Source organism: Streptomyces europaeiscabiei (assembly GCF_036346855.1).
GTDB lineage: Bacteria > Actinomycetota > Actinomycetes > Streptomycetales > Streptomycetaceae > Streptomyces > Streptomyces europaeiscabiei.
On sequence record NZ_CP107841.1, the window covers coordinates 3885768 to 3904965 of the forward strand.

At 71.6% G+C, this 19198-nt stretch carries 17 protein-coding genes and 1 tRNA gene; 9 read left to right on the plus strand and 9 right to left on the minus strand.

Annotated elements, in window-relative coordinates; all coding sequences use genetic code 11:
- Positions 1-10: 10 nt before the first annotated feature.
- From OG858_RS16795 to OG858_RS16815, 5 genes are all read right to left on the minus strand, one after another.
- Positions 11-916, minus strand: a complete 906-nt coding sequence (locus OG858_RS16795) for a carbohydrate ABC transporter permease (RefSeq protein WP_086749229.1) — start codon at positions 914-916, stop codon at positions 11-13.
- Entirely contained in the window at positions 913-1902 is a 990-nt protein-coding gene (locus tag OG858_RS16800) for a carbohydrate ABC transporter permease (RefSeq protein WP_086749230.1), read from the minus strand. Before OG858_RS16800 ends, OG858_RS16795 begins: the two co-directional genes overlap by 4 nt.
- Before the next feature lie 52 nt (positions 1903-1954).
- Positions 1955-3265: an ABC transporter substrate-binding protein gene (locus tag OG858_RS16805; RefSeq protein WP_086749231.1), complete on the minus strand. Its 1311-nt coding sequence runs from the start codon at positions 3263-3265 to the stop codon at positions 1955-1957.
- Between the two features lie 250 nt (positions 3266-3515).
- A complete protein-coding gene (locus OG858_RS16810) occupies positions 3516-4940 on the minus strand; it encodes a sensor histidine kinase (protein WP_327748867.1) in 1425 nt (474 codons plus the stop codon).
- Entirely contained in the window at positions 4937-5641 is a 705-nt protein-coding gene (locus OG858_RS16815; protein ID WP_086749233.1) for a response regulator transcription factor, read from the minus strand. The genes OG858_RS16810 and OG858_RS16815 overlap by 4 nt, the downstream gene beginning before the upstream one ends.
- A 134-nt stretch (positions 5642-5775) precedes the next feature.
- Here OG858_RS16815 and OG858_RS16820 point away from each other — a divergent pair, with 134 nt between their 5' ends.
- Entirely contained in the window at positions 5776-6321 is a 546-nt protein-coding gene (locus OG858_RS16820) for a hypothetical protein (protein WP_086749234.1), read from the plus strand.
- A gap of 44 nt (positions 6322-6365) precedes the next feature.
- On the opposite strand, the gene OG858_RS16825 is transcribed toward OG858_RS16820, so the two are convergent.
- Complete coding sequence (locus OG858_RS16825; RefSeq protein WP_319064918.1) at positions 6366-7238, minus strand: spermidine synthase; 873 nt, start codon at positions 7236-7238, stop codon at positions 6366-6368.
- 147 nt (positions 7239-7385) lie between these two features.
- Positions 7386-7760, minus strand: a complete 375-nt coding sequence (locus tag OG858_RS16830) for a hypothetical protein (protein WP_319064919.1) — start codon at positions 7758-7760, stop codon at positions 7386-7388.
- A 258-nt stretch (positions 7761-8018) separates the two neighbouring features.
- On the opposite strand from OG858_RS16830, the gene OG858_RS16835 reads away from it, so the two are divergent.
- Complete coding sequence (locus OG858_RS16835; protein WP_319064920.1) at positions 8019-9530, plus strand: hypothetical protein; 1512 nt, start codon at positions 8019-8021, stop codon at positions 9528-9530.
- 103 nt (positions 9531-9633) lie between these two features.
- Here OG858_RS16835 and OG858_RS16840 read toward each other — a convergent pair whose 3' ends face one another.
- Positions 9634-10227 (minus strand): histidine phosphatase family protein, encoded by a 594-nt coding sequence (locus OG858_RS16840; protein WP_086746716.1) that lies wholly within the window; start codon positions 10225-10227, stop codon positions 9634-9636.
- 205 nt (positions 10228-10432) lie between these two features.
- Here OG858_RS16840 and OG858_RS16845 point away from each other — a divergent pair, with 205 nt between their 5' ends.
- From OG858_RS16845 to OG858_RS16875, 7 genes are all read left to right on the plus strand, one after another.
- Positions 10433-11464: a phosphatase PAP2 family protein gene (locus OG858_RS16845; protein ID WP_086746715.1), complete on the plus strand. Its 1032-nt coding sequence runs from the start codon at positions 10433-10435 to the stop codon at positions 11462-11464.
- Positions 11415-12623 carry a hypothetical protein gene (locus OG858_RS16850; protein ID WP_086746714.1) on the plus strand — a complete coding sequence of 403 codons (1209 nt, stop codon included), beginning with the start codon at positions 11415-11417 and terminating at the stop codon, positions 12621-12623. Before OG858_RS16845 ends, OG858_RS16850 begins: the two co-directional genes overlap by 50 nt.
- Entirely contained in the window at positions 12614-14218 is a 1605-nt protein-coding gene (locus tag OG858_RS16855; RefSeq protein WP_319064921.1) for a hypothetical protein, read from the plus strand. The genes OG858_RS16850 and OG858_RS16855 overlap by 10 nt, the downstream gene beginning before the upstream one ends.
- A complete protein-coding gene (locus OG858_RS16860; protein ID WP_319064922.1) occupies positions 14215-15558 on the plus strand; it encodes an AAA family ATPase in 1344 nt (447 codons plus the stop codon). The genes OG858_RS16855 and OG858_RS16860 overlap by 4 nt, the downstream gene beginning before the upstream one ends.
- Before the next feature lie 242 nt (positions 15559-15800).
- Positions 15801-16163 (plus strand): hypothetical protein, encoded by a 363-nt coding sequence (locus OG858_RS16865; RefSeq protein WP_037703437.1) that lies wholly within the window; start codon positions 15801-15803, stop codon positions 16161-16163.
- Positions 16164-16459: 296 nt separating this feature from the next.
- The gene (locus OG858_RS16870; protein WP_319064923.1) at positions 16460-17149 is read left to right on the plus strand and encodes a bifunctional DNA primase/polymerase; all 690 of its coding nucleotides are present in this window, start codon (positions 16460-16462) and stop codon (positions 17147-17149) included.
- Positions 17140-17213 (plus strand) — tRNA-Lys (locus OG858_RS16875). Before OG858_RS16870 ends, OG858_RS16875 begins: the two co-directional genes overlap by 10 nt.
- Before the next feature lie 114 nt (positions 17214-17327).
- Here the strand turns inward: OG858_RS16875 and OG858_RS16880 are convergent.
- Positions 17328-18722 (minus strand): M6 family metalloprotease domain-containing protein, encoded by a 1395-nt coding sequence (locus OG858_RS16880; RefSeq protein WP_319064924.1) that lies wholly within the window; start codon positions 18720-18722, stop codon positions 17328-17330.
- Between the last annotated feature and the right edge of the window lie 476 nt (positions 18723-19198).

The following is a 19198-nucleotide window of genomic DNA, read 5'->3' on the forward strand; positions in this document are numbered from 1 at the left end:
GGACGGGCCGTCAGCCCTTGTTGGCGCCCAGGGTCAGACCGCTCACGAACTGCCGCTGGAGCGCGAAGTACACGACCAGTGTGGGGATCGCTGTCAGGAGGGCGCCGGCGGCGACCAGGTTGGGGTCGGTGAAGTACTGGCCGGAGAGGTTGTTCAGGGCCGAGGTGATCGGCATGTTCTCGCCGGTGGAGATCAGGACGAGGGCCCAGAAGAAGTCGTTGTAGATCCAGATGGAGAGCAGGGTCGCCAGGGCGGCCATCGCGGGCCTGCACAGCGGCAGCACGATCTGCCAGTACAGGCGCCACACGGACGCGCCGTCGACGAGCGCGGCCTCGGTCAGCTCGTGCGGCAGGGAGCGCATGTAGTTGCTGAGCACGAAGGCGCAGAAGCCGGACTGGAACGCCACGTGGATGAGGACCAGGCCGAGGGCGGAGTCGTACAGCTTGCCGCTCATCGTGATGCCGGGGATGTCGATGAGCAGGTACAGGCGGTACAGCGGGGTGATGATGACCTGCTGCGGGAGCAGGTTGCCCGCCGTGAAGACCAGGAGCAGGAAGATGTTGACGCGGAAGTCGAAGCGGCTGACGTAGAACGCCACCATCGACGACAGGAACAGCGTCAGCAGTACCGCCGGGACGGCGATGATCAGGGTGTTCACGAAGTAGTGCGTCATGTCCGACTGGGTGAACGCGTTCGTGAAGTTGTCGAGGCTCAGCTTGTCGGGCCACGAGACGTAGCCCTTCTCGCTGGTCTCGCCGTACGGGCGCATGGCGGCGTACAGGGCCCACAGCAGGGGCGCCAGCCACGCCAGCGCCGCACCGGCGAGGAAGACGTGCAGGAGGATCCGGGCGGGGCGGACGGGCGTGCGCTCCTTGGGAACGGCGGTGGCGGCGGTGGTGTCGACGGTGGTGCTCATGCGCGCCGCTCCTTCCGGAAGGTCGCGATCAGATACGGGATGATCACGACGAGGGAGATCACCAGGAGGACGACCGCGATCGCCGATCCGTATCCGATACGGCTGGACTCTCCGATGATGTTGTTGGTGACGAGGATCGACAGCAGTTCCGTGCCCTCGGCGCCCTTGTTGAAGACGAAGACGAGGTCGAAGGCGCGCAGGGCCTCGATGATGGTGACGACCAGGACGACGGTGTTCGTCGGGCGCAGGGTCGGGAAGATGACGTTCTTGAACGTCTGCCACTCGTTGGCGCCGTCCAGCGCGGAGGCCTCCCGCAGGGACGGGTCGACGCCCTTCAGGCCGGCCAGGTACAGGATCATCATGTAGCCGGCGTGCCGCCAGGACGCGGCGATGAGGATGGCCCAGAGGTTGAGGTCCGGGTCGCCGATCCAGTCGATGTAGTGGCCCGGCTCGTTGGCGCCGATCAGGCTGTTGATCAGGCCCGTGTCGGGGTTGTAGATCAGCTGCCAGACGAACCCGATGACGGCGAGCGACATCACGACGGGCAGGAAGAAGGCCGTCTGGTAGACGCGGCTGAACCGGATCTGCTTGTCCAGCTGCACGGCCAGGAACAGGCCGAGCGGCGTCGGGATCAGGATGAGCGCCACGAACCAGATGATGTTGTGCTCGACGGCGGGCCAGAACTGCGGGTTGTTGGTGAACAGTTCCTTGAAGTTCTCCAGCCCGACCCACTTGATCGAGTCGAAGCCGATGCCGTCCCAGGTGGTGAAGGCCAGCGCGATCGAGGCCAGCGCCGTCACCCAGACCAGGGTGACGTGCAGGATCGTCGGCAGACCCGCCATCAGGCCCAGCGTGAGCCTGTCGCGGCGGGTGAGGAGCCGCCGGTGTCCCTGGGGCACCTTCGCGGCTTTTGCGGTCTTGGCGGCAGGGCCGGAGCCCGGAGGCGGCGTGGCCGCCTCCGGGCTCTCGGTGGGGGTGGTCGTCATGTCAGGAGGTCATCCAGTCGTGAGGACGGTCGATCGTCAGGATGCTCGGTCGTCAGGACGCGAAGATCGTCTTCTTCTGGCGCTCGATGGACGAGAGCAGGCTGTCGACGCCCTTGGGGTCGCGGATGAACTTCTGCAGCGCCGGCTGCATCACCGTGGAGGTGAAGTCGGGGCGGCTGTCGCGGTCCATGAACTGGGTGAGGGTCTTGGCGCCGGAGATCATCTCGTACGCCTTCTTCTGCAGCGGCGAGTACGAGGAGGTGTCGGCCTTGGTGGAGGCGGCCACCACGTTCGGGTCGGCCTTGAGGTAGATCTGCTCGGCCTCGGGGGTGCCGAGGAACTCCATCAGCTTGACCGCGCCCGCCTTGTTCTTCGGGCTCTTGCTCATCATGAAGCCGTCGGTCGGGGCCTCGACGGTGTCCTGGCCGTACGCCGGGTCGATCTCCGGGAAGGCGAAGAAGTCGAGGTCGTCGAGGTCGGCCTTGTTGGTGAACTGCTGGCCCACGAAGGTGCCCAGCAGGTACATGCCGGCCTTCTTCGACGCCAGGGTCTGCGCGGCGTCCTGCCAGGTACGGCCGACGGCGCCCTCCTGGTGGTACGGCAGCAGCTCGGCCCACAGGTCGAAGACCTTGCGCACCTTGGCGTCGGTCCAGGACGCCTTGCCCGCCATCAGCTCGACGTGGAAGTCGTAGCCGTTGGTGCGGAAGTTGAGCTGGTCGAAGGTGCCGAGCGCCGGCCAGGCGTCCTTGTCACCGAAGGCGATGGGGACGAGCTTGTCCTTCTCCATCTGCTTGCAGAGGGCGATCAGCTGGTCCCACGTGGTGGGAACCTCGTAGCCCTTCTCCTGGAAGACGCTCTTGCGGTAGAAGAGCGCCCAGGGGTAGGTGTACAGCGGCACGAAGTAGAACTTGCCGTCCTCGCCCTTGCTGAGGCCCTTCATCGCCTCGGGGAAGTTGCCCCCGATCTTGTCCCACACGTCGTCGATGTCGGTGGCCAGGCCCTTGGAGGCGAAGAACTGCATGCGGTAGCCCGCGAACCAGTGGAACACGTCGTCCGGCGTGCCCTGCAGGTAGGTGTTGATCTGCTCCTGGAACGTGTTGTGGTCCTTGGTGTTCACGTCGACCGTGATCCCGGACTGCTTCTTGAACGCCGCGTAGATCTCGGCGAACGCCTTCTTCGGCACCGCGTCCGACGCGTTGGAGCCGAGGGTGACGGTCTTCGAGTCGGCGGCCGTACTGCCGCCGCCTCCGCATGCGCTGAGCAGGGGGACTCCAGCGCCGAGTGCCGCGGCCCCGCCGACGCCGCGCAGCAGGGTGCGACGGCTCGGCCCGGGGACGGAGAGACCGGAAGGTGTGAGATGCATGTACGGCTCCCTGGGGGACAGGTGGTTCGGTCTCAATGGCCCTCGCCGGTGACTGATCGAAAACAATCAGAAACCAACTCGACCGAACACGGTGGCCGCCATAACAGCTCTATGTCATGTCATACGTCAAGACTTCTTGTCCCCCTTTGTTGAAACGTAATCCGTGGATGTCGAAACGTGACCGACACATACGTGAGCCACCTCACTCACCGGAGGGGGCGCAGTCGCGGGACACCATGACCGCACAACATCAACCACCGAGGTCACCGGCTCGGGCGGAAGCCGTTCCGGTGTGTCTGCGCCTGCGAATCGACACCCCTCGGTGCCCCCTGCGCGCCGGCGCCCTGCCGTCGCCCGCCGCACCCCCGTTCAGCTGGATCCAGATCCGCACCTCGGCCCCGCCCAGCACCGACGACCCCAGGCGGACGTCACCGCCGGTCGACTCGGCGAGCCTGCGCACGATGTCCAGACCGAGCCCGGTCGAGCCGTCGCTGCCGGAGCCCCGGCCACGGGCCATGGCGGCCTCGGGGTCGGCGATGCCGGACCCCGCGTCGGAGACCAGGAGGATCACCGCGTCCTCCCCGTTGTGGACGTCGACCGCGAAGGCCGTGCCCTGCGCCGTGTGCCGGAAGACATTGCCGAGGAGGGCGTCCAGCCCCGCGGCCAGGTCGGCTCGGGCGACGGGTATGCGGACCGGGCGCTCGACCCCGGCCACCCGCCACTTGCGGCCCTCGTCCTCCGCGAGCGCCGACCAGAACGCCATCCGCTCCCGGACCACCTCGGCCGCGTCGCACCCGGCGCCGGGCCCCACCGCCGCCGTCCGCGGCTTGGCCTCCCGCGCCGTACGGATGATCGTGTCGACCTCACGCTCCAGCTGTTCGACCGCCGCCCGCGTCTGCTCGGCGGCCGGCCCGTCACCGAGCGAGGCCGCGTTGAGCCGCAGCACGGTCAGCGGTGTCCGCAGCCGGTGCGACAGGTCCGCCGCCAGCTCCCGCTCGTTCGCCAGCAGCTGGACCACCTGGTCGGCCATCGCGTTGAACGCCACCGCCGCCAGCCGCAGCTCCTTCGGCCCCTTCTCCGGCACCCTCGCGCCCAGCTGCCCCTCCCCCAGCTCGTGCGCGCTCTCCACCAGCCGCCGCGCGGGCCGGACCATCCGCACCCCGAGCCGGTCGGCCACCGCCACCGAGCCGACGATCAGCGCGAGGCCCACCCCCGCGAGCACCGCCCACGACGTCGCGACCCCGTTGCCCACCTCCGACTCGGGCACATACACCTCGACCACCGCTATCTCGCCGGAGCTGAGCGCGGTGGGCTGGAGCAGTGTGGATCCGCCCGGCACCTCGGTGGTCGAGGCCCGGCCCAGCTTCCGCACGGTCGCGATGTCCTGGTCGGAGGCCCGCTGCCGGCCCAGGTCGAGCGCGGCCGCGCCCGCACCGTCCGCCGGTATGTGCACCGCCATCCCGACGTCCGAACCTGCCGAGGCGACGACCCGCTCCAACTGCTCCCGGTCGGTGGTGATGGAGAGCGCCGGGGCGATCGCGGCCGCCTCCCGCTCGGCGTTGGAGAAGGCCCGGTCCCGTGCCATCTCCTTGATCACCAGCCCGAGCGGCACCGCGAAGGCCAACACGACCATCGCCGTCACCGCCACGCACACCTTGACCAGCGCCCACCTCACGGCCGCGCCCCCGCCCCCGGCGGCTCCAGCTTCACGCCGACCCCCCGCAGCGTGTGCAGATAGCGCGGCTTCGCCGCCGTCTCCCCCAACTTCCGCCGCAGCCACGACAGATGCACGTCGATGGTCTGGTCGTCCCCGTACGACTGCTGCCACACCTCGGCCAGCAGCTCCTTGCGCGGGACGACGACCCCGGGCCGGGCGGCGAGGAACGCGAGCAGGTCGAACTCGCGCCGGGTGAGATCGAGCCGTACGCCGTCCAGCTCGGCCTGGCGGCGCAGCGGGTCGATCACGAGGCCCCCGACCCGGATGACCGTGGACGGGGGTGCCTCGCCGACGAAGGCGCGGGACCGGCGCAGCACGGCGGCCATCCGCGCGGACAGGTGTTCGACCGAGAACGGCTTGGTCAGATAGTCGTCCGCGCCCGCGTTCAACAGGCGGACGATCTCCGTCTCGTCGTCCCGCGCGGTCGCTATGATCACCGGGACGTCCGTGATGCCGCGCAGCATCTTCAGCGCCTCCGAGCCGTCGAGATCGGGCAGCCCGAGGTCGAGGATGACCACGTCGAAGTGGACATGCGCGACCTCGCGCAGCGCCTCCAGGGCCGTACCGACGCTGCGCACGGTGTGTGCGGCGTCCGTCAGATGCCTGATCAGCGCCGAGCGTACGAACTGGTCGTCCTCGACCACGAGCACACTTGCCATGCGCCGCACCGTACGCCAAACGGGGCGGGCCGGTCGGGGCCTGTGGACAACTCACGCGGAGGCCCCGTACACAGGCTCGGGAACGGGCCCGCACACTCCCCACCCCACGACACCACCGGGGCTCGTGGGGCAGTATGGCCGCGATGCGCAGAGGACTCCTACACGTACTGGCCTGGCTGCTCGCCACGGGCGCGGCGGTCACGCTGACGTGGTGGGGCGTCCACACGGTGATGGCCGGTACGGCCTACGACCCGCCCCGCGCCCTGCCCATCACGGCCGCCGACGCCAAGGACGAGGGAGCTCCGACGCCGATCACCGCGACGGCACTCCCGGAGCCGTCGAGAAGCACCGAAGCGCCGGAGAAGGGCGACGCGGAGGAGCCGTCCTCCACCCCCGCGAAGCCGTCGAGGTCCGCGAAGCCCGGCCCCGGTCCGAGCACCGGCGCCCCGGCCGACTCGGGCGAGATCAAGGCCTACGACACCGAGGGCGGCCGCGTGGTCCTCTCGCTCGACGAGGAGTACGCGACCCTCGTGTCGGCGACGCCCGGCTCGGGCTGGTCGATGCAGGTGTGGAAGACGGAGACGTGGATCCGGGTCGACTTCGCCGCCGGTTCGGACCGGGTGTCGGTGTTCTGCACCTGGCACGACAGCGCGCCCCGGGTGGACGTCCAGAACTTCTGAGAACGGCTGCTGCGAGGATCGGTTCCGCCGGAGGACCGGTGACCTCAGCGGAACGCCGACGACGGCGGCGCGGGCGAGGCCACCGCGCCCGCGTCCGTCACCGGCACCGCGCCGCCCGTGAAGTCGGTAAGGGCCCGGCCGTGTTCGACGCGGCCGGGGTGCGGGTCGGAGGCGGCGCGACGGGTCAGTTCGGCGACGGGCAGCGGTCGGCCGGAGGCGACGAGGACCGCGTTGCCGAATCGTCTGCCCCGCAGCACGGTGGGGTCGGCGATCAGCGCCAGCTCCGGGAAGACGCCGGCGGCGGTGGCGATCTGGCCGCGCAGATGGGCCAGCGGCGGTCCGTCGGCGAGGTTGGCGGCGTAGTACCCGCCGGGCCTCACCACCCGCCGTACGTCCGTGAGGAACTCCGTCGACGTCAGGTGCGCCGGGGTGCGCGCCGCGCTGAACACATCCGCGATCACCAGGTCCGCCCATTCGTCCGGCACCTTCGCGAGCCCTTCCCGCGCGTCCGTCGACCGCACCCGTACGCGCGCGTTCGGATCCAACGGCAGCTGCCGCCGGACCAGTTGGACGAGTGCCGCGTCACGCTCGACGACCTGCTGGGTGGAGCGGGGGCGTGTGGCGGCGACATACCGGGCGAGGGTGAAGGCGCCCCCGCCCAGGTGCACGACGTGCACGGGCCGGCCGGCCGGGGCGACGAGATCGATGACATGCCCGAGCCGGCGCTGGTACTCGAACGACAGATACGCCGGATCGTCGAGGTCGACGTGCGACTGCGGCGCCCCGTCGACCAGCAGTGTCCACGCCCGAGGCCGGTCCCGATCCGGAAGCAGTTCGGCGAGCCCCCCGTCGACCTCCTCGACCACGGCGTCGGCCCCCTGCCCACGCCGCCCCTGCCCCTTCTTCGACCTGCCCATTGACCCATTATCGACCCCGACGGAGAGGGGCGCCGCCCTCTGGCGGGCCGCAGGCCCGCTCTTGAGGGGCGCGGGGAACTGCGCGACCAGCCACGACGAACCCGCGGCCGCCGACGAACAGAACCACCTACGGCGACTGGGCCGCGCTCACCGACAGTTGTCCGCCGCCTCGATCAACCGCGCGGCCTCGCCCAGCGCAGCGCGCAGCACCGTCGGATCCGTCGCCAGGTCCGCCTCCCCGGGCGGCAACAACCAGCCCGCCCCCTCCGGAGGAGCCAGCACCGCCCCCCGCCCATCGCTCTGCGTACACGTACTCCCCGGCACGTCCCAGGCGTCAGCCGTACCCGGCGGCACCAGAAACCCGAGGGTGTCGCAGGTGTCGTCGTGCAGAACGGGCCCGACCGTCATGACGGGCCCCACCGCGTCGAGGGCGCCCCGGCGGAGAATGTCAACCGCCTCCAGACCCTGCCGCGCGGGCACCGTCACCAGGTCGCACTCGGAACGGGGTTCGAGGTTCTTCATCCGGGCCTCCCACGCCTACCAGCCCCCTGCCCAACGCACCGCTCCGTCAAGGGCTACGGCGAAACTGCGCCGCAAAGGATGGCAGTTCATGGCGGATCCAGGATGAGATATCCGGTTTGTAGCCAAACCTCGCTTGGGGGCACCGACGGGGCGGGTACGTTCTTGCCCCGCCGGACACAGCGGAACCAACCGTGCAGCACGCACACAAGTCCTACTGAATCCGGCATGGTTCGACGGTTCGCGAGAGAGGGCCCGGCCATGGCGTCGTCATCGGTGACCTCGTCCCAGTTCCCCCGGCCACAGCGGCCGAACCTCGCCTTCAGGCGGCTGCGCGGGCAGCGTTCGCCGGGCGAGTTCGCCGCGGCGGTACGGCGGGCCGCGCGTGAGATCGGCGAGCGGGTGAGCTGTGACGCTCGGTACGTCGGACGGGTCGAGGCGGGCGAGATCCGCTGCCCCAACTACGCGTACGAACGGGTGTTCCTGCACATGTTCCCCGGCCGCACACTGACCGACCTGGGGTTCGCGCCCCGCGCGGAGGTACGCGGTCGGGGGGCGCGCCCCGCCGACGAGGCGCCCTCCCCTCGCGACAAGAGCCGCTCGCACTCCTCACATGGAATGAGGGGTGAGACGGAAGACGCGTACGAGCCGTATGACACGCAAGAGATGTACGAGATGCAGGACCCGCGGGGCGACACGGGCTATGTGCGCGGCCGGCGGGGCACGCAACAGACGTACCAGAACGACGAGGAGAGCGACGTGCAACGTCGCGCGTTCATGACCGGCGGTACCGCCGCGGTGGCGGCCGCCTCGCTCGGCCCCCTGGCACCGGGGGGCACCGCCTCGGCTGCCGGCCGTCCCGTCCGCCGGGCGGGCACGGGGGAGGCGGGGGCCCTCGAAGCGGCCGTACGCAAGATCCGGCTGCTCGACGACCGGCACGGGGCGGACGGGCTGTACCGCAGGGCCTCGGCGCCTCTGCGGGCGGCGTACGCGCTGCTCGACGCGGGCACCACCCGGCAGGCCACCGCCGACCGGCTGTACTCGGGGGCGGGGGAACTGGCCATCTCGGTGGGCTGGTTGGCCCATGACTCGGGACGTTTCGACGACGCTCGCTCGCACTACGCGGAGGCCCTCGCCACGGCCCGGATGTCGGGGGACGCGGGGCTGGAGGCACACGCGTTCTGCAACACGGCGTTCCTCGCGCGGGACGCCGGCCGGCCGCGCGAGGCGGTACGGGCGGCGCAGGCCGCGCAACGGATCGCCCGGCCCCTGGGGTCGCCACGATTGATGTCCCTGCTGGCGCTGCGGGAGGCGGGCGGCTGGGCGGGGCTCGCCGACCGCACCGGGTGCGAGCAGGCGCTGGCCCGGGCGCACGCCCTCTACGGGCGGGGGACCTCCGAGGCCGACCCGGAGTGGATGAGTTTCTACGGGGAGGCCGAGCTGGAGGGTCTGGAGGCGCAGTGCTGGTCCACGCTGGGCGACTGGCCCCGGGCGGCCCGGCACGCGCGCCGGGCGGCCGGTCTGCAGAACCCGCACTTCACGCGCAACATCGCGCTCTACACCGCCGAACTCGCCGACGACCTCGCGCGCGGGGGGCGTCCCGACGAGGCCGCGGCGGCCGGGATGCGGGTCCTCGACCTCCTCGACGAGGTCCAGTCCTCCCGCGTCCAGCAGATGCTCGCGGGGACGGCTCGGGTGCTGCTGCCGCACCGCCGGGCCTCGGGGGTGTCGGCGTTCCTGGAACGGCACGCGGGGGTCGCGCGGACCGCGTAGACAGCCACCTGTCGTAGCTGCGGGCAGTCGTGCCGCTCGGGTGGCACGGGTGGCTCGGGTGGCACGGGTGGGCGCAGTGATGACGGGCAGACCTGCCCCGCAGCTACGACAGGTGCCCCGTGTCGTTCCATGACTCGATCGCCGGGTCGCCGTAGGCCCAGCCGAGGACCGACAGGGAGGTCGGGTTGAGCCGGATGCGGGCCGCGAAGTCGAGGTCCGACCCCAGCCAGCGCGCGGCTATGCACCGCAGGATGTGCCCGTGGGCGAAGACCAGCACATCGCGGTCCTCGCTCCGCGCCCACCCGACCACCTCGTCCGCGCGCGCGGAGAGCTGCCGAAGGGTCTCCCCCTCGGGAACGCCGTCGCGCCACATGAGCCAGCCGGGCCGGAAGGCCTGTATCTCGGCGGGGGTCAGCCCCTCGTACGCCCCGTAGTCCGCCTCCATCAGCATGTCCCACTCGGTGGCCCGGTCGCCGAAGCCGGCCAGATCGCAGGTCTCACGCGCGCGGGACAGGGGACTCGTCCTGACATCGACACCGGGCAGCCCGTCCAGGGGCGCCCGGTGAAGGCGCTCCCCGAGGAGCTTGGCACCGCGCCGCCCCTCTTCGAGGAGCGGAATGTCCGTCCTGCCGGTGTGCTTCCCGAGCAGGGACCATTCCGTCTGTCCGTGCCGGGCCAGCAGAACGCGCGGTGCCATGAGCGACCTTTCCGGGGGCCTTCTGCGAGAAGGGAGAATTGAGAGGCGGATGCTTCCATCATCGCTCACGCTGTCGGGGGGCAACCCGGAAGGCGATCTCTGCGTCTTGGACATCGTCTTGCACAAGAGCCACAGCTGAACCACGCACAGATGAACACCGATCTCAGGTGAACACCGACGCACGCAGATGGGGGAGGACGTTCGGATGCCGCAGACCGAGGCGACCGAGGCACCGGTTACCAGAAGGACCGGCGCACCGGTTACCGAGGGGGCGCCGACCGCGCGGCTCCGCTGGTGGACCGAGCTGCCACTGATCCTGCTGGTGTACGGGGCGTACTCGGCCGGCCGACTGCTCGCCCGCGGCGACACCGCCCACGCCGTCGACCACGGCCTGGCGCTCCTGCGGATCGAGAAGGCCCTGTGGCTCAACGCCGAGCATCCGCTGAACCGTCTGTTCACCCGTGAGCCCTGGATCGGCATACCCGCCGACTTCTGGTACGCGTCGCTGCACTACCTGGTCACACCCGCGCTCCTGATATGGCTCTTCAGGTCCCGCACGGTGCGCTATCGCGCGGCCCGCACCTGGCTGCTGGTCTCCACCTTCATCGGCCTCGTCGGCTTCACCCTGTTCCCCACCTGCCCGCCCCGGCTGCTCGACCCGTCCCACGGCTTCGTCGACACCATGGCGCACTACAGCTCGTGGGGCTGGTGGGGCGGCGAGGCCAGCGCACCCAGGGGCCTGGGCGGCATGACGAACCAGTACGCGGCGATGCCGAGCCTGCACGTCGGCTGGGCCCTGTGGTGCGGTGTGATCCTCTGGCGCTTCGGCGGCGGCTCACGCCTCGTGCGGACCGCCGCCGTCGCGTACCCGCTGATCACCACCATCGTGGTGATGGGCACCGCGAACCACTACTTCCTCGACGCGGTGGCGGGCGCCGTCGTGATGGGGGCGGGCCTGCTGCTGACACCGCTGGTGCTGCGGACCGCGGACCGGTGCCGGACGGCGCTCGGACTCCCGGCGATGACCACGGGCCGGTTCGGTGACGGTGACCGACAGCACAGGGGGGAGCCCGTCGTTCCAGCCACGGCCGCCTCTCGCGGCTCGGTTTCCCCAATTGTCAGTGCCGGGTGCCAGACTTCCCCGGGTGAGCGAATTCCACGGCAGCGGATCATCGAACCCGAGCCGGGTGCCGCCCCCTCGGAAGCAGGGGACGGCGCTGCGGCAGCGGCTCGCTGAGCTGCGCGGACCCGAGGTTCCACCCAAGTCGCTGGACGCGCGCGCCCTCGCCGCGCTCGCGGCCAACCCGGGCTGCGAGCGCCGCGCGCTCCTGGACGGCGCGGGCGTGAACAAGGCGGTGCTGGCGGACGCGCTCGGCTCGCCCTCCGCCTTCGGCCAGTCCCAGTTCGCCTTCATGCGGGGCAACGCCTTCGAGGCCAAGGTCAAGGCGGACGGCGGCGCGGAGCTGCTGCGGTTGGTGCACGAGAGACTGGACCCCGGCGCCGAGCCACCGACCTCCGCCAAGGTCCCCGACCTCACCGCCGTGGGCCCCGAGGGTCGCGCCGCCCGTACGGCACTGGCGTTGCGCGAGGCCACGGACGCCGGCGGCTGGGCGCTGCTCGACCACCCCATGCTCGCGCTCGACGTCGCGGGCACCCCTGCGTTCCTGGAGCCGGACGCGGTGGTGGTCCACCCGGACGGCAGCTGGTCGGTCGTCGAGATCAAGTCCTTCCCGATGCTGGACGGTTCGGCGGACGCCGCGAAGGTGGGCGCGGCGGCCCGCCAGTCCGCGGTGTACGTGCTGGCGCTGGAGGAGGTCGCCGCCCGGCTCGGCGGCGAGGCCAGGAAGGGCGCCCCCGCACCCGAGGTCCGCCACCGGGTGCTGCTGGTCTGCCCCAAGGACTTCACCAACCTCCCGACGGCCGCCGCGGTGGACATCCGCAAGCAACGGGCGGTCACGCGCCGCCAGTTGACGCGGCTGACCCGCATCGAGGAGATCGCGGACACCCTCCCCGAGGGCACCTGCTTCGCCACGGACCTTCCCCAGGAGCAGCTGACGACGGCCGTCGAGGCGCTGTCCGCCTCCTACGCCCCCGAGTGCCTCGCCGCCTGCGAGCTGGCCTTCCACTGCCGGGCCCGCTCCCGCGCCGAGGGCGCGGTGACCTCCCTGGGCCGGGCCACACGCGCCGAGCTGGGCGGCCTCACGACGGTCGACGACGTCCTGGCGGCGGCCCACGGCAGAGCGGGCGACCCGGACGACCCCGCCGTGGCCGCGCTGCGCAGGGCGGCGGAGCTGCGGGCGGAGGCGCTGGGGTCGCAGGCGCTGGGAGCCCCGGCCGGGCGTCCGGAAGCCGCCGTCCTCCCCGGTTCGGCCCCGGAGGGGGTTCCGTGTCGCTGATCGCCACCCTCGCCCGCTTCGAAGCCGTCAGCACGGGACGCGCCCAGCCCGCGGCCACCGTCCTGCACCGGCATCTCTCGGCCCGCCCCCTCGTCCTCGTGCCGCTCACCACCGCCGGTGAGGCCGGGGCCCCGCTCGGCGCGCTCGTCGGCACCGACCGGGACGCGCCCCGGCTGCTGGTGGTGCCCCAGCCCCGGGACCGTGACCTGCGGTTCGCGTTCCTGGCCGAACTGGCGGACATCGTCCTGCCGTACGTGGACACGTACGCCGACGTGGTGGAGGCGGCCGAGCGCAGCGAAACCGACCCGGAGACCGGCAAGCGCGTCAAGGTCGAGGTCGAACTGTGCGCGGACGCCCCGCAGTTGATCCTGCCGAGCCGGACGGGCATCGACTTCCTACGGCTCCTAGGGCGCTCCATGCGGTTCCGGCGCACCGCCGAGCAGGACCCGGAGGCGCCCCATCCGGCGCCGCCGCGCGTGCCGTTGCTCGGCAGGTGGCTCACGCACTTCGGGGAGCGGGCCCGGGTGCCGGGCTCCTCGCTGCTGCTCGCGCTGACCGACCTGCTGTCGCGGCACTGGGCGACCGGGCAGTCCGGGGTGGAGGACCAGCATCTGGCGTCGCTGCTCGCCTGGATCGACCCCCCGGAGGGGGAGTCGGGTGAGGCGGCGGCGCGGCGGGCCGAGCTGGCGCGGGACGCCGGGGGCCAGTTGCTGTGGCCGCCCGCCGGGCCCGCGACCGACCCGGCGTTCGACAACAAGCTGCTGGCCCCTGCCATCGAGCGGTACGACCGGGCGCGGCTCGCCCTGGCCGCCGCCGAGGACGGCCTGGAGGCGGACGACCGGCTGGGCGCGCTGGCCGCCGCCGAGCGGGAGATCCGCGCCCTGGTCGAGAGCCGCACCCGGCCCACGTGGGACGCGGTCTGGCACGGCCTCGACCTGCTGCGCGCCCTGCCGGAGGGCGCCCACGCGGCCGACCGGTGGACCCGCGACCGCTGGTCCTTCACCGGCCACCGGGACCGGATCGTCGCCGGGGAACCCCCGCAACCCCGCATCGACGACGCGGTCACCGCCGCGAACAAACTGGCCGCGCGCGAGCGGGAACAGGCCCGCCTCGACGCCCAGGAGGCCCTGGACGACCCCCTCGTCATGGCCGGGCGGCGGCTGGCCGGGGAGGCGTTCGCCGGACAGGTCACGGACGTCGTCATGGCCTACAGCGAGAGCAAGCGGCCGAGCCCCCGGCCCCTGGTCACCGTGGCGACGCGGGACCGGCCGCATCTCGGGGAGCGGGCGAAGGTGTACCGCTCGCTGGGCGGGAAGCCGCAGACGGCGGAGTTCGTGGGGTACGAGGAGGGCGAGGAGGGCGAGGGCCTTCTGGTGCTGCGGATCATGGACAAGATGGGGCGGGGCAAGGAGCCGGAGGCGGGGTCGGTCCCCGACCGGGGCGACCTGCTCTGTTTCACCCTCTTCGAGCACGACCAGCGGGGCGGGGCGAAGCTGCCGGACCCCGAGGAGACACCGTGGACACACGGTGGGCCGCCGGGTGAGCCCGACGCCGTACCACTGCCGGATCCGGTGACCGACGAGGATGTCCTGTGACCCCCACCGAGGCCCTGCTCGACCCCGGAGCGACGGCCGGCCGTGCCACCGACGCGATCCTGCGCGACACGCTGCGCGGCGACGCGCGCGGCGTCGTCGTCGACTCGCCGCCCGGCGCCGGGAAGTCGACGCTCGTCGTCCGCGCGGCGCTCGAACTCGCCTCCGCCGGCCGCCCCCTGATGGTCATCGCGCAGACGAACGCGCAGGTCGACGACCTGGTCGTCCGGCTCGCCGAGAAGGACCCGGACCTCCCGGTCGGCCGGCTGCACAGCAGCGACAGCGACCCGTACGACAAGGCGCTCGACGACCTGGCGAACGTGCGGAAGTCGACGAAGGCGGCCGATCTGGCCGGGCTGGACGTCGTGATCTCCACGGCCGCGAAGTGGGCGCACGTCAAGGGTGTCGAGCCATGGCGGCACGCGATCGTCGACGAGGCGTACCAGATGCGGTCGGACGCGCTGCTGGCCGTCGCGGGGCTGTTCGAGCGGGCGCTGTTCGTGGGTGACCCCGGGCAGCTGGACCCGTTCGCGATCGTGGGCAGCGAGCAGTGGGCGGGGCTGTCGTACGACCCGTCGGCCTCGGCGGTGACGACGCTGCTGGCCCACAACCCCGAGCTGCCCCAGCACCGGCTGCCGGTGTCGTGGCGGCTCCCGGCGTCGGCGGCGCCCCTGGTCTCCGACGCGTTCTACCCCTTCACCCCCTTCCGCAGCGGCACGGGGCACGGGGACCGGCGGCTCGGGTTCGCGGTGCCGTCGGACGGCTCCGGGCCCGACCGGGTCATCGACGAGGCTGCCGAGTCGGGGTGGGGTCTGCTGGAGCTGCCGGCCCGGCACACCCCACGGACCGACCCCGAGGCGGTACGGGCCGTCGCGCTGGTCGTACGGCGGCTCCTCGACCGGGGTGGGGCGGCGACCTCGGAGCGGTCCGAGGAGCCCGTGCCGCTGACCGCCGACCGGATCGCCGTCGGCACGGCCCACCGCGACCAGGCCGCCGCGGTGCGCTCCGCGCTGACCGAGCTGGGCGTCTTGGACGTGGTCGTGGACACGGCCAACCGGCTCCAGGGGCGCGAGTACGACGTCACGGTCGTGCTGCACCCGCTGTCCGGGCGCCCGGACGCGACGGCGTTCCACCTGGAGACCGGGCGGCTGTGCGTCCTGGCCTCCCGACACCGGCACGCGTGCATCGTGGTGTGCCGGGCGGGCGTCACCGACCTGCTCGACGACCATCCGTCGACCGAGCCGGTGCAGCTGGGTGTGACCGTGAAGTTCCCGGACGGGTGGGAGGCGAACCACGCGGTGCTGGCGGAGCTGGGGGAGCATCGGGTGGGCTGGCGGCCCTAGTCGGGGCCCGGCGGAGCGCGGGCTCCTGATCTGCGGCTCGGGGGCGCGTGGCCCGCAGTGGGCTCGGACCGGTGCGAGCGGGGCGGCGCCTTCGGGGGCGCAGGTGTGTGGGGGCCGGCGCGTGGGGAGTCTGGGCAGGGTCGATGCCCACTTGCGCGGTCACGAGAGAATGGACGGTGGCCCTCCACCCGGGACGCTCCCGGGGACCGGCCCACTGAACCGTCGTACGAGGAGGAGAAGACATGGCGGAGCCCACGTCGCGTCGGAACGAACCGCGGCTACGCCCCGCGCCCCTGCTCTTCGAGCCGGCGGAGGCGGCAGGCGACCCCGAGCACTTCTTCGATCTGGAGTCGATCGACGATCCGCGGGCGTTGCTGTCGCGGGCGACGGAGTTGGCGCAGGCGTTTCGGGCGGCGGCGGACCGGGCCGTGGAGTTCCAGGCGATCGCGGCGGCGCAGCTGGCGGATCCTCGGCGGTTCGATCGGCTGACCTCGGCGGACATCGCCGAGCGGGCGGAGTGGACCGAGGACTATGCCAAGAAGATGGTCGAGTACGGGCGGGAGCTCCTGCGGGGGCGGGACGTCAGCGGGCCTGAATCCATCTGAGCGGGGGTTGCGCGGCCAGGGTCGGCAGGTGAACCGGGCTGCAGCTGGTGCTGAGGTCGGGGCGGTGCGGGGTTTCGCTCACCGGCGCTTGCGGGGTGCCGCTGCGCCCGCCCTCCCCCATCGCCCCCAGCGGCACCACTGCCCGCGGTCATGTGCGGCCGGTGAGTGCTCTCCCAGCCGGAGGAAACAGCTTCCGGCATATGCCGGGTGGGCAAGATACCCCACTTGCCCATCTCACGTACCAATTTTCGGCAACCACTCGGGGTCGAGCGGTCACGGACGGTAGATCTGGATGTATGAGCGGTGGAGTTGAGACGGGCAGGTACCCGCAGGACGGGGCCGATGTCGCGAGGGTCACGGCGGAGGGGGCGGCTTGGCTGGCCTCGGCAGGAACGTATCCGCGCAGCACGTTGACGCTGTGGGAGGAGCGGCCGGCCGCGCCGGTGGTGTTGCCGTGCGGGACCGTCTTCGACGTCGTCAGCGTGCCGGCGATCTTCGGGCGGCGGATGCTCGACCGGTTATGGGACGAGGGCCCCGGCTCGGGACCCATCGCCGTGTACCGCGGGCGCATGCTGCTGTTCGCCGCCCCCGGCACCGCCCACCGGCTGCCCACGCTCCTGGAGTGGGAGGAGTGGGGCTCCCCCGGCCGCACGGGCGCCGTCCCGCCCCTCCTCTGTCACGGCACGGGCGACGCCGTGACCGTCCCGGCCGTCCTCCACACCGGAGGCGACAGCACCTTCGAAGGCGACGACAAGGGCATCGGCGAGGCCGGCGGCGGGACGCCGGACGCACCCGGAATCACCCGCCTCGGATCCCGCTGGCTCGTCGCCCCGGACACCCGCCGACCTTGGCTTCCTGGGCCCGAGGTACTGCTCTGGGCGGCCGTCCGGGCGGCCCGCGCGAGTGCCTCCGCGACCGTGCGCGTATCGATTTTTCCTCCCGCCGATCAGGGTGCTAAGGTCTACGACGTCAGCAGGCGCCGCTAGCTCAGTTGGTTAGAGCAGCTGACTCTTAATCAGCGGGTCCGGGGTTCGAGTCCCTGGCGGCGCACGACACGAAGGAAGCCCCTCGCGGAAGCGAGGGGCTTCCTTCGTTCCCCGGCACACCCCACCCGGGGGCCCCTCCGGCCGCCCTCACCCGACCCCTATCGCCCCGCAACGGTCCCTATCGCCCCGTCACGATCCGGACCGCCCACGCCCCGGTCGCCGTGCGCCCCTCCACCTCGACCCGTACGGCCTCCCCCGGCACCGTGAAGCTCTCCCCCACACCCACCGGTGCGTCCGCGAGGGGCGGGTACACGGAGTCCTCCCAGCAGGCCTCGGTGCGCGGATGGGCGTCGAGGACCTCGATGGGGCCGCCGCCGGACTCGGCGCCGCTGCGGATGCGGTAGACGAGGACGCCCTGCGTGCAGACGGAACCGTCGTTGCCGACCGCACCCCGCGCCTCGATCGCGAGCGCGCTGTCGGGACCCGTACGGACGACCGCCAGTTTCGTACCCCGTCCGGCCCCGAAGGTCCGCACCCCGACACCGGCCACCATCCCGCCCGCGCTCCCAGCGCCACCGCCGACGACACCGGCACCACCCGCACGCCCGACGACCTCACCACCCTCGGCCTCGCCCACCTCGGCCGCTCCCGTCTCCCCTTCGTACGCCCCCCGCGGTCCCGCTCCCACCGCCTCCAGCGTCAACCGGGTGCTCCCCACCCCCCGTACGCACGTCACCTGGCGCGGTTCCAGCCAGCCCAGCTTCCACTTGTGCCAGGCGAACAGGTCCGGGGCCAGGGCGAACTGGCTGCCCATGAGGTCCCAGTCGCCGACATGGGTGTCCCAGTCGCCCTTGCCGTCGGCGGGGCGGTGATAGAGGTCGGGGAGGTCGAAGACGTGGCCGGTCTCATGGGCGAGGACGAGGCGGTCCGGGGGGTGTCGCTCGAACACGGTGACGACCCGGCGGAGGCCCGTGCCGTCGACCTCCAGCGGGGTTTCGAGGTTGACCACCTTCGTCGCGTCCGAGTCGACGCCGGGCGCGTGGGGGTCGGCGACGAAGTACACGATGTCGTAGCGGGAGAAGTCGACGTGCGGGTCGGCCGTGGCGAGGGCGTCCCTGAGGTAGGCGGCCCGGTGCGCCGCGTTCCAGTCTCGCCGTATGGCGTACGCCGTCGACGGCTGGGGCATCTCCAGCCACTCGCGGCGCGGATGGGGGCGGAGTGCGAACTTTCCGTACGAGGCGCGTTCGAAGAACTCACTGGTGGCCGGAAAATGATCCGCGGTCAGCTCGGCCGGTGTGGTGAGAGGGGCCGCGTCCGGGAATGACAAGAATACGAGTACGGCGTCGAGGTCGCGGGTGGGGCGCGGATAGGCGGAGTTCCAGGTGTCGAGGCCCTCCGAGTGATGCGCCTGGGTGCGTCGCAGCGTGCACGGCTCCGACAGCGGTACGGCGGAGGGGGCAGCGATCAAAGAGGTCGCGGCGAGTGCGGTGAGGGAGGTGAGCATGGCCGCTGTACTGCGCAGAGCGGGCGCCCGGTCGCCGAGCAGTTCCTTCCAGGGGAGCGGACGCTGCACGGAGACCTCCGGATGCGGATCTTGTGAACACCGCGTCCAGATTTTCGGAATTAGTAGTACTTTGCCCTGTTTCTCTGCACCAGAAGAGTGAGGAACAGGCGAGAAGGAGCCGGATCGCCCCCAATGGCCGACACCCCGGGCACTCACGGAACGTCACAAGCAGTCGACGGAGCGGGGAAGCCGTTCAGCTCGGGGCAGAAACGATCTGTCAGATCAGGTCGTTGTTCAGGGAGACTGGAGAGTGGCTAGAAGGCCTCGGGGCCAGCCTCTATGATCGGCACACTTTCCTGCACGGACACGGCTATGAGCGCCCTGCCTACTTGGTTCGGCCGCTCCGACGAGACACATGAGATCCGTACGAAAACGAGTGCACTGCGGGAGCGAACGGTGAGCGGAACGTCCCAAGGGCCGGGGCCCGCGGCAGACCTCGTCCGGCCGGCGATTACAGAACGTCACGCCAATGCGTCAGTTCAGTC

What these genes read in the sequence shown, in the direction of transcription:
- OG858_RS16795 (WP_086749229.1), bottom strand. Translation starts at nt 916, where the DNA reads ATGAGCACCACCGTCGACACCACCGCCGCCACCGCCGTTCCCAAGGAG.
- OG858_RS16870 (WP_319064923.1), top strand. Translation starts at nt 16,460, where the DNA reads ATGAGCGGTGGAGTTGAGACGGGCAGGTACCCGCAGGACGGGGCCGAT.
- OG858_RS16835 (WP_319064920.1), top strand. Translation starts at nt 8,019, where the DNA reads ATGGCGTCGTCATCGGTGACCTCGTCCCAGTTCCCCCGGCCACAGCGG.
- OG858_RS16805 (WP_086749231.1), bottom strand. Translation starts at nt 3,265, where the DNA reads ATGCATCTCACACCTTCCGGTCTCTCCGTCCCCGGGCCGAGCCGTCGC.
- OG858_RS16840 (WP_086746716.1), bottom strand. Translation starts at nt 10,227, where the DNA reads ATGGCACCGCGCGTTCTGCTGGCCCGGCACGGACAGACGGAATGGTCC.
- OG858_RS16830 (WP_319064919.1), bottom strand. Translation starts at nt 7,760, where the DNA reads ATGAAGAACCTCGAACCCCGTTCCGAGTGCGACCTGGTGACGGTGCCC.
- OG858_RS16820 (WP_086749234.1), top strand. Translation starts at nt 5,776, where the DNA reads ATGGCCGCGATGCGCAGAGGACTCCTACACGTACTGGCCTGGCTGCTC.
- OG858_RS16865 (WP_037703437.1), top strand. Translation starts at nt 15,801, where the DNA reads ATGGCGGAGCCCACGTCGCGTCGGAACGAACCGCGGCTACGCCCCGCG.
- OG858_RS16845 (WP_086746715.1), top strand. Translation starts at nt 10,433, where the DNA reads ATGCCGCAGACCGAGGCGACCGAGGCACCGGTTACCAGAAGGACCGGC.
- OG858_RS16815 (WP_086749233.1), bottom strand. Translation starts at nt 5,641, where the DNA reads ATGGCAAGTGTGCTCGTGGTCGAGGACGACCAGTTCGTACGCTCGGCG.
- OG858_RS16800 (WP_086749230.1), bottom strand. Translation starts at nt 1,902, where the DNA reads ATGACGACCACCCCCACCGAGAGCCCGGAGGCGGCCACGCCGCCTCCG.
- OG858_RS16825 (WP_319064918.1), bottom strand. Translation starts at nt 7,238, where the DNA reads ATGGGCAGGTCGAAGAAGGGGCAGGGGCGGCGTGGGCAGGGGGCCGAC.